Origin of the sequence: Stenotrophomonas sp. 2YAF22 (genome assembly GCF_052114665.1) — a bacterium.
In the GTDB taxonomy this organism is placed as follows: Bacteria; Pseudomonadota; Gammaproteobacteria; order Xanthomonadales; family Xanthomonadaceae; genus Stenotrophomonas; species Stenotrophomonas indicatrix.
Genome location: NZ_JBFRFE010000098.1, coordinates 1 through 9,498, shown reverse-complemented (window position 1 = coordinate 9,498; position 9,498 = coordinate 1). Strand labels below are relative to the sequence as shown.

Sequence of the window (9,498 nt, the reverse complement as noted above, 5' to 3'; positions counted from 1 at the left end):
GCGGTGCCAGCACGTGCCGGCCGAACGCGCTGCTGCTGGCGATGCGCAGGGGCCCGGCCGGCTCCACGTCGCCGGCGGTCACCATCGCCTGCGCGCGCGCCAGGTCGGCTTCGATATGCCGCACCTGCGCCAGATACACCGTGCCGGCCTCGCTCAGCGCCAGCTGGCGCGTACTGCGGTTCAGCAGCCGCACGCCCAGGTGGGCCTCCAGCCGGTTGATGTTCTGGCCCACGGCGGTGGCGCTGATGCCAAGGGTGCGCGCCGCAGCGGCAATGCTGCCGGTCTCTGCGGTGCGGGTGAAGCTGCGGATGAGCTGCAACAGGTTCATGACCGACCAGCTTGCCATGCGGAAGGCCAAGTATCGCTTGGGTCTGTCCCAAGCAGTCGGTTGCATCGGTGACCATCGTCCACCGCGCAGCGGCGCTGGCCTACACTCCGGCGATGCGCCCCGATTCCATCCTCACTCTCTCCTGTCCCGACCGTACCGGCATCGTCTACCGCGTGTCGGGCCTGTTGTTCGACCACGGCTGCAACATCCTCGACGCCCAGCAGTTCGGCGACGAGGAGAGCGGTCGCTTCTTCCTGCGCGTGCACTTCGACCGCGATGCGGGCTTGCCGCTGGACACCGTGCACACGGCGATGGCCGCGCTGGCAGCGGACTTCGGCATGGACTGGCAGCTGCATGATGGCCGCCGCCGGCCGCGCCTGCTGGTACTGGTCAGCAAGCAGGGCCATTGCCTGAACGACCTGCTGTTCCGTGCCCACAGCGGCCAGTTGAAAGTGGACATCGCTGCGGTGGCCTCCAACCATGCCGACTTCGCAGCCCTGGCAGCGTCCTACCAGGTGCCGTTCCACCATCTGCCGGTGAACGCGGACACGCGCGCGGCACAGGAACAGCAGATCATCGATCTGGTCGAGCGCGAGCGCATCGACCTGGTGGTGCTGGCGCGCTACATGCAGATTCTCTCGCCCACGCTGTGCCGTGCGCTGGCGGGCAGGGCGATCAACATCCACCACAGCTTCCTGCCCAGCTTCAAGGGCGCGCAGCCGTACCACCAGGCGCATGCGCGCGGGGTCAAGATCATCGGCGCCACCGCACACTACGTCACCGAAGACCTGGACGAGGGCCCGATCATCGAACAGGACGTGGCCCGCGTGGATCACGCAATGACCCCGCGCGAGCTGGTACGGCTGGGCAGCGATACTGAATCGCAGGTGTTGGCGCGGGCGGTACGCCGGCATGTGGAGCACCGCATCCTGCTCAACGGGCACCGCACGGTGGTGTTCCGATAGTTCCGACAGGAATACCAGCGCACGCGCGCCCGGGTAGTGCCGGCCGTTGGCCGGCAGCCACGGAACCTGTGCAGATGCCGGCCAGCGGCCGGCACTACCATCGGTCCCTGCAGGGGCGAAATTACAGAATCGCGATCCTCGCCTTCGCCAGGGCATCGCGCACCATGACGTCATTGGCCTCGGTCACCGGGCGGGTCAGCTCCCACAGGAATTTCACCCGGAACCCCGACTTCACCGCGTCCTGCGCGCTCCACAGCACGCAGTAGTCGCGTGCCAACCCGCACACGTGCACCTCGCGGATGCCGCGTTCGTGCAGCCAGCCGGCCAGTCCGGTAGCCGGACGCGTGCCATCGGGGCCGTGGTTCTCGCGGAAGGCGCTGTACGAATCCACCTGCTGGCGGGTGCCCTTGCGCAGGATCAGGTCGGCCACGGTCCAGTCCACGCCGGGGTGCAGGGCGGCGCCGGTGCTGCCCTGCACGCAGTGGTCCGGCCACAGGGTCTGCGGCTGCGCGTGCAGCAGGATCGCTTCAAAGGGCAGATGCCCCGGATGCTGGCTGGCAAACGAGGCATGGTCGCCTGGGTGCCAGTCCTGGGTGGCCACCACGGTGCGGTAGCGGCGCTCGGCCAGCAGCGCGTTGATCGGTGCCACCAGCRCATCGCCCTGTTCGCAGGCGAGGGCGCCACCGGGCATGAAGTCCGGCTGCAGGTCGATCACCAGCAGGGCGACATCAGCGGGCAGGGTGGTCATGGCAGGTCCGGTACAACGCAGGAGGGGCGAACAGCGTGGCCGCCCCTCGCGTGCACGTCAATCGCCGCTGGCGGCGTCATTGTCCTGCCCGTAATACAGCAGGCCGATCCTGATGCGTTCGCGGCCGTTCTCGCGACGATGACGGTTGGCGTCGCGCAGCGAGTAGACGCAGCCACAGTATTCCTGCTGGTAGAACTGCTCGCGTTTGCTGATCTCGACCATGCGGCTGGCACCGCCGCCCTTGCGCCAGTTGTAGTCCCAGTACTGCAGGCCCTCGTAGCGCGAGGCGGCGCGCACACCGCAGTCGTTGATCTGCGCCATGTTCTTCCAGCGCGAGATGCCCAACGATGAGCTGATGGTGTCGTAACCATGTTCGTGCGCGTACAGCGCGGTGCGCTCGAAGCGCATGTCGAAGCACATCGTGCAGCGGATGCCACGCTCGGGTTCGTTCTCCATGCCACGCGCACGGCTGAACCAGTTGTCGGTGTCGTAGTCACAGTCGATGAAGGGGATGCCGTGCTGTTCGGCGAAGCGGATGTTCTCCTGCTTGCGCAGCTCGTATTCCTTCACCGGATGGATGTTGGGGTTGTAGAAGAAGATCGCGTAGTCGATCCCGGAGGCAGTGATCGCCTCCATCACTTCGCCCGAGCATGGCGCACAGCACGAGTGCAGCAACAGGCGCTGGCCGTTGTCGGGAAGGGTCAGGGTGGGGCGTTGGAGCTCGGTCATCGTCGGGTGCATCTGGGCGTGGGCAGCAGGTCTGGACGGAAACCGTGAACAGGACGCGCGCGGCCACACCGCCTGCACGCGCAGGACGACGATGGCCCCGGCAACCTCCCCGCGGAGATTCCAGGTCGAGTCAGGGGACGGTCGCGTCCCCCGGCCGGGGCCGGTATTCGGGCTGATGGACACGGGCCGGCTGGCCCACCTACTACCTGCCGCTTCCCAGGCGCGAGCCCAGTGCTGTTGGCAGGATTCGTTTCCATTCACCGCTGCGGGGCAGCTCCGGAATGGGCGCGCGAGGCGCCTTCACCGGATTCCCGTTTAAATCCATCCCCTCGCATGAACGCCAGGATGGATACCTTCGGCAGGTGCAAGGTGGACCCGTTGGYAGTCTTGGTCAAGGGACACCATCACGCGCCGAAGCTGTGGCTGCCTTCTCAGGCTGTGAGAGCGTGTCTTGCCATACTGGGCACCGACAGACGGGAGGTGGCTCGTGGCGGCGAAGTACTGCGATCTGGTCATGAAAGGTGGCATCACCAGTGGCATCGTGTATCCCAATGCGGTGCTCGCGCTGGCCCGCGAATACCGTTTCAAGAGCATCGGTGGCACCTCGGCCGGTGCGATCGCCGCTGCCGTGGCGGCCGCTGCGGCATACGGCGACCGGCGCCAGCAGGCCGGCGAAACCCTGCCCGGTGACGCCGGGTACGGTGGCCTGTCGGCGGTGTCGGCACAGTTGTCGCGACGCGGGCTCATCTACAGCCTGTTCCAACCGGCCAGTGGCGCGCRCGCGGCATATCGACTGCTGGTGGTGCTGACCGGCAACGCAGGCTGGCCGCGCAAGTTGCTGTGCCTGGCCATCGCGGTGTTCCAGATCGCGCCGTTGGAAGTGCTGGTGTCGCTGGCACTGTTGCTCGGCCTGGGCTGGTGGGGCGGCGGCTGGAGCGGCGTCGCGGCGACCCTGCTGCCTTCGCTGCTGTGTGCCTATGGCGCAGGCGTGGCCGCCGCTGCGCTAAGGGTGGCACGGGTGGCGCGGCGCAACCTGCTGGGCCTGTGCAGCGGGCTGAGCCGCCGTGCGGACAAGCCCGCGCTGACCGAGTGGCTGCATGAAAGCCTGCAGCAGCTGGCGGGCAAGCCGATGGATGCGCCGCTGACCTTTGCCGACCTGCACGACGCGCCCCGTTACGCAGACGAGCCAGACAGCCCGCATGCCATCACCCTGCAGATGATCACCACCTGCGTGTCGCACAATGAACCGCGCACATTGCCGTTGGGCGGCGCGCAGTTCTGGTTCCTGCGCGAGGAGTTCGAGCAGCTGTTCCCGGCCAGTGTGGTGCAGTGGATGGTCGACCGCGCCGGACCACCGCGCGAGGTTGAAGGCCACAACTACTACCACCTGCCGCAGGGTGCATCGCTGCCGGTACTGGTGGCCACGCGCATGAGCCTCAGCTTCCCGCTGCTGATCAGCGCGGTGCCGCTGCATGAGCCCTCGCGTCGCGAACGTCGCTGCGAGYCGACGTCGACGGCTGCAGGTGAGGCCGGACACAACGTGGCCGACAGCATGGAAGGGCTGACCAGCGCGGGCCAGGCCTGTGGTCCGGTGATCACCGCGTTCCGGGTGTGCTGGTTCTCCGATGGCGGCATCAGCAGCAACTTCCCGATCCACCTGTTCGATGCCGCGCTGCCGCGCTGGCCGACTTTCGCCATCAACCTGGTCTATCCGCAACGTCCCGAGCCGGTGGTGCGCGAGAGCGACAACCGCCAGGCGCTGGAACGCGCGGTGTTCCTGCCTACCGAGAACCGGCATGGATGGCAGCGGCACTACCAGTCCATCGCCACGCCGCTGGCGGCCGGTGAGCTGGGCCGTTTCCTGTTTGCGGTGGTGGCCACCATGCAGAACTGGCGCGACCTGCTGCAGGCGCGTGCGCCGGGGTATCGCGACCGCATCGTGCATGTGAGCCTGCAGGGCGACGAGGGTGGCATGAACCTGGACATGCCACAGGAGGTGCTGACCCGCATCGCCGACAAGGGCAGCCTGGCCGGTGCGCGCTTCTGCTCGTTCTCGTTCGAGAACCATTACTGGATCCGGTGGCGCAACCTGGCCTCGGCCTACCAGCGCTACACGCTGGAGATTTCGCGCACCGACGATCCGGCGCAGCAGGTGCTGGCCTATCGCGCCGCCTATGCGATGGTGGCCACCGGCACGCCGTCGCCGCCGTCGTACAAGCTGGGTTCGGAAGACAAGCGGCTGGCATCGCAGCAGCTGTGGGGGTTGATGGTGGAGCAGGGCCGCAGCTGGGATGACCTTGGTCCCGACCTCACCGACGGCTCGCCACGGCCGTTGCCACAGATGAAGGTGACGCCGATCTATTGATCGCGGTGCGCTGCTGCGCTCGCCGGGCATGGCCCGGCGCTACCGTTGGTTATCGCCACGCCTTGACCACCGCATCGCCGCGCAATGGCGCATACAACGGCAAGGCCAATTCCYGCTTCACCCATCCCGGATTGAGCGCGCGCAATCCCGCCAGGTATTCGCGGGCCAATGCGGTTTCACCCTGCGACATCGCCAGCCGCGCCGCGCGTGCCCACGTCCGGTCCCAGCCATGCGCCAGCGCCAGCGAGGTGGCCAGCGACGCGCGTGCGCCGGCCACGTCGCCCTTTTCCCACTGCTGCTCGGCGCGGATGATCGCTTCATTTGAAAGCCGCACGTCGTACAGCTCGCGCAGGCGCGGCACGGCACGCGGATCGGCATCCACGCGCAGGTCGGTGTCCTGCCAGTCGCCGCCAGGCGTGCGCACCAGCAATGCCGCCGACCATTGCCCGCTGCGTTGTCCACCCGCCGCTTGTCCCGCTTCCAGTGCTGCCAACAGGCGCGCGGCAAGCGCACCGTGGGTGGCCGCAAATGTGCGTTGCATGGCGGCCAGTACCTCTGGCCCTGCCAATCCATTGCCCTGCACGCTGACGTTGCCTTCGCCCTGGGCGCCGGCCCAATCGGCCTGCTGGGCGGTCGCGCCGGTGTACTGCGCGTTACCACCGCGCGCGCTGACCAGGCCTATCTGGCGCTCGGCGATGCTGGTGCCATCGAAGTCGCCATCCTCGTCCAGCAACTGCTTGAGCACCTGTGCCGGCGTGCGACCCTCGGCCAGCAGCGCCAGCCCCTTCGAGCCGTAGGTCGGGTTGGTTTCGAACTGGCTGGCGACCGCGCCGACCTTCGCCTGCGCCCACGGCACGCCGACACCGCCGACGGCGAGATTGTGCGTGGCGACAGCCACCCCGCAGTCGCCGGCTTCGTTGCAGGCGGCAATGGAAAAGGTCGCCCATGCCGGCGCAGCGACAGCAGCCAGCAGCAAGGCCAGGCAGGGGCGCAGCATGAACATGGTCGTCTCCGGTGAAGGCGTTGAACTGGGATGCAACGGACGCGCGGAAGGTTTAGTAGATCCACGCCATGCGTGGATGAATCCCCATCGAAATCGAATATTTCGACAATTCGTCGAAGAGCATCCACGCATGGCGTGGATCTACCTCGCCATCCCACGGAATGCATGCTGTTGCTGTTGAGGTTGCCGGCCAGCGGCCGGCACTACCGCTTCGGCGGGTACAGGGCGCAGCCCTGCTGAACCCAACCCCTACCTTCCCGGCAACTGGGTAAACGCGCGCTGCATGCAGTCCTCGCGCGGGCACACCCGGCAGCCCGGGCCGATCGACACCGAGTTGCCCGGGCTCTGCACGTCCAGCCCGAGCGAATACACCAGCCTGTCCGCATGCTGCAGGTCACAGCCCAGTGCCACCGCGAAGGTCTTGCGTGGCTGACCGTGGCCCACCGGTCCGCTGCTGACCTGCCGTGCCAGCCAGAAATGGCGGCGGCCATCGGGCATGCGCGCGGTCTGGGTGAGGATGCGTCCGGGCTGGTTGAACGCCTCATAGACGATCCACAACGGGCAGGAACCACCCACCTGCGAGAAGTGGAAATCGGTGGCCGAGTGGCGCTTGGACACGTTGCCGGCGCGGTCCACGCGGATGAAGAAGAACGGCAGCCCCGGCGCACTGCGGCGTGCCAGCGTACTCAACCGATGGCAGACCGCCTCGAATCCCACACCGAACTGATGCGCCAGCAGTTCGATGTCATAGCCGCTGGCCTCGGCCGCGCGCAGAAAGCGCATGTACGGCATCACCAGCGCACCGGCGAAATAGTTGGACAGGCCGATACGCGCCTGTGCGATGCGGGCCTCGTCGGTGAAGCCGGTGCGCGCGATCACCGCATCGATCTGCGGCAGGTAGCCACGCAGCGCCAGCTCGACCGCCATCTGGAACGCCTGCTGGCCCGGCTCCAGGTAGTCGGGCAGCCACAGCGTACGGCTGCCGGCATCGTACTGGCGCTTCTCGCGCCCGGCCTGCAGCGCGGCCACTTCCACCAGCACCCCGTGGCGGTCGGCCAGCAGCTGGCGCAACCGTGGCGCCACGTGTCCCGGCGCCAGCCCCCATTCGGCGAACAACTGCTCGGCCAGTTCGTCCAGCTCGGGGATGTGGTTGTGCATGCGGTTGAAGAAYTCGCGCACCTGGTCACCCGCCGGCAACGTGCTGCCCGCACCCGGCTCGCCCAATTGGAACTCCAGCGCGGCGGCATGCTCGCGCAATGCCAGGTGGCGGCGGTGCAGGTCCAGCAGCGCGCGGCTGACCTGCGGCAGGTTGCCGGCCAGCGCGCGCAGTTCGGTGGCGCTGACGTCGGCCAGGCCCAGATCGCGCAGGGTCTCGCCCAGCGACTCCTGCAGCGCGGCGGGCTCATCGTCGTCGAACAGGGGGGAAACATCGCCCAACACCTCGCCCAGCTTCTTCTGCACCGCAGGCGTCAGCGGGCGCTTGTTGCGCTCGATCTGGTTCAGGTAGCTGGCCGACAGCCCCAGGGCGCGGGCAAGRTCGGCCTGGCTGTAGCCGCGCTGCTCGCGCAGGCGCAGCAGTCGCAGGCCGAGCTGGCGCTGGGGGGCTGAATAATTCACAGGATTAACAGGAATCGTGGCGGGCATTGGCCAGATTAAGCGGATTCAGGCCGGAAATCGAGGCGTGGCCTGTGAATAATGCCAAGCATCTTTCGCACCCCGTGGATTGTCGTCATGACTGTTGCAGCGCCCCGTATCCGCATGCTGATCGATGGCCAGTTCGTTGAATCGGCCACCTCCCACTGGCAGGACGTGATCAACCCGGCCACCCAGGACGTGCTGGCCCAGGTGCCGTTCGCCACCACCGGTGAAGTCGATGCCGCCGTGGCTGCCGCCAAGGAGGCCTTCAAGACCTGGCGCAAGACCCCGATCGGTACCCGTGCGCGCATCTTCCTGAAGTACCAGCAGCTCATCCGCGAAAACATGAGCGAGCTGGCGCACATCCTCACCGCCGAACAGGGCAAGACCCTGCCGGACGCCGAAGGTGATGTGTTCCGCGGCCTGGAAGTGGTCGAGCATGCGGCCGCCATCGGCAACCTGCAGCTGGGCGAGCTGGCCAACAACGTGGCCAACGGCGTGGACACCTACTCGATCATGCAGCCGCTGGGCGTGTGCGCAGGCATCACTCCGTTCAACTTCCCGGCGATGATTCCGCTGTGGATGTTCCCGATGGCCATTGCCACCGGCAACACCTTCATCCTCAAGCCGTCCGAGCAGGACCCGATGGTCACCATGCGCCTGGTCGAACTGGCGCTGGAAGCGGGCATTCCCAAGGGCGTGCTGAACGTGGTCCACGGCGGTGAGGAAGTGGTCAACGCCATCTGCGACCACCCGGACATCAAGGCGGTGTCGTTCGTCGGTTCCACCCGCGTCGGTACCCACGTGTACAACCGCGCCTCGCTGGCCGGCAAGCGCGTGCAGTGCATGATGGGCGCCAAGAACCACGCCGTGGTGCTGCCGGACGCCAACAAGGAGCAGACCCTCAATGCGATGGTCGGCGCGGCCTTCGGTGCGGCAGGCCAGCGCTGCATGGCCGCCTCCACCCTGGTGCTGGTCGGTGAAGCACGCGATTGGGTGCAGGACCTGGTCGAAAAGGCCAAGACCCTGAAGGTCAGCGGTGGCACGGTCGCCGGCACCGACGTCGGCCCGGTCATTTCCTGCAGCGCCCGTGATCGCGTCGAAGGCCTGATCGCTTCGGGCGTGGAGCAGGGTGCCAAGCTGGTGCTCGATGGCCGCAAGCCGCAGGTCGATGGTTTCGAGAAGGGCAACTTCGTCGGCCCGACCATCTTTGCCGGTGTCACCACCGACATGCGCATCTACCAGGAAGAAATCTTCGGGCCGGTGCTGGTCATCCTCGAAGCGGAAACGCTGGATGAGGCCATCGCCATGGTCAACAGCAACCCGAACGGCAACGGCACCGCGCTGTTCACCCAGTCCGGCGCCGCAGCACGCCGGTTCCAGGAAGACATCGACGTCGGCCAGGTCGGCATCAACGTGCCGATCCCGGTGCCGGTGCCACTGTTCTCGTTCACCGGTTCGCGCGCTTCCAAGCTGGGCGACCTGGGTCCGTACGGCAAGCAGGTGGTGCTGTTCTACACGCAGACCAAGACCGTCACCGCGCGCTGGTTCGACGACGAGACGCTGAGCCACGGCGTCAACACCACGATCAGCCTGAAGTAACAGCAGGGAGCAGCCATGAGCCACTCGATGACGACGGAACAGGAAGAAGCGCAGCAGGCGTACCGCGAAGGTCTTGCCCAGGCCGGAGCCGATACCGCGACCGACGCGGGTACGCTCTTTACG

Annotated in this window: 8 protein-coding genes and 1 riboswitch; of the genes, 3 read left to right on the top strand and 5 right to left on the bottom strand. The window is 67.0% G+C overall.

Annotated features, from left to right (window positions below):
* Positions 1-328, bottom strand: a 328-nt coding sequence (locus AB4Y84_RS06210) for a LysR family transcriptional regulator (protein WP_442249880.1), incomplete at its 3' end; no start/stop codon positions are given.
* A 113-nt stretch (positions 329-441) separates the two neighbouring features.
* Between AB4Y84_RS06210 and purU the strand changes: the two genes are divergently transcribed.
* Positions 442-1,293: a formyltetrahydrofolate deformylase gene (purU, locus tag AB4Y84_RS06205; RefSeq protein WP_099819594.1), complete on the top strand. Its 852-nt coding sequence runs from the start codon at positions 442-444 to the stop codon at positions 1,291-1,293.
* 121 nt (positions 1,294-1,414) lie between these two features.
* On the opposite strand, the gene pncA is transcribed toward purU, so the two are convergent.
* Both pncA and AB4Y84_RS06195 read right to left on the bottom strand, forming a co-directional pair.
* A complete protein-coding gene (gene pncA, locus AB4Y84_RS06200) occupies positions 1,415-2,041 on the bottom strand; it encodes a bifunctional nicotinamidase/pyrazinamidase (protein ID WP_442249879.1) in 627 nt (208 codons plus the stop codon).
* A 57-nt stretch (positions 2,042-2,098) separates the two neighbouring features.
* Positions 2,099-2,770: an epoxyqueuosine reductase QueH gene (locus tag AB4Y84_RS06195; protein ID WP_312786999.1), complete on the bottom strand. Its 672-nt coding sequence runs from the start codon at positions 2,768-2,770 to the stop codon at positions 2,099-2,101.
* Between the two features lie 141 nt (positions 2,771-2,911).
* Positions 2,912-3,142, bottom strand: a riboswitch (cobalamin riboswitch).
* 142 nt (positions 3,143-3,284) lie between these two features.
* Between AB4Y84_RS06195 and AB4Y84_RS06190 the strand changes: the two genes are divergently transcribed.
* The gene (locus tag AB4Y84_RS06190) at positions 3,285-5,135 is read left to right on the top strand and encodes an RpoH suppressor (protein ID WP_442249878.1); all 1,851 of its coding nucleotides are present in this window, start codon (positions 3,285-3,287) and stop codon (positions 5,133-5,135) included.
* A gap of 49 nt (positions 5,136-5,184) precedes the next feature.
* On the opposite strand, the gene AB4Y84_RS06185 is transcribed toward AB4Y84_RS06190, so the two are convergent.
* Positions 5,185-6,138: a DUF1028 domain-containing protein gene (locus AB4Y84_RS06185; protein ID WP_442249877.1), complete on the bottom strand. Its 954-nt coding sequence runs from the start codon at positions 6,136-6,138 to the stop codon at positions 5,185-5,187.
* A gap of 249 nt (positions 6,139-6,387) precedes the next feature.
* Positions 6,388-7,782, bottom strand: coding sequence for a helix-turn-helix domain-containing protein (locus AB4Y84_RS06180; RefSeq protein ID WP_442244005.1), 1,395 nt, complete (start codon positions 7,780-7,782; stop codon positions 6,388-6,390).
* 87 nt (positions 7,783-7,869) lie between these two features.
* Between AB4Y84_RS06180 and AB4Y84_RS06175 the strand changes: the two genes are divergently transcribed.
* A complete protein-coding gene (locus AB4Y84_RS06175) occupies positions 7,870-9,375 on the top strand; it encodes a CoA-acylating methylmalonate-semialdehyde dehydrogenase (protein WP_442244006.1) in 1,506 nt (501 codons plus the stop codon).
* The last annotated feature ends 123 nt before the right edge of the window (positions 9,376-9,498 follow it).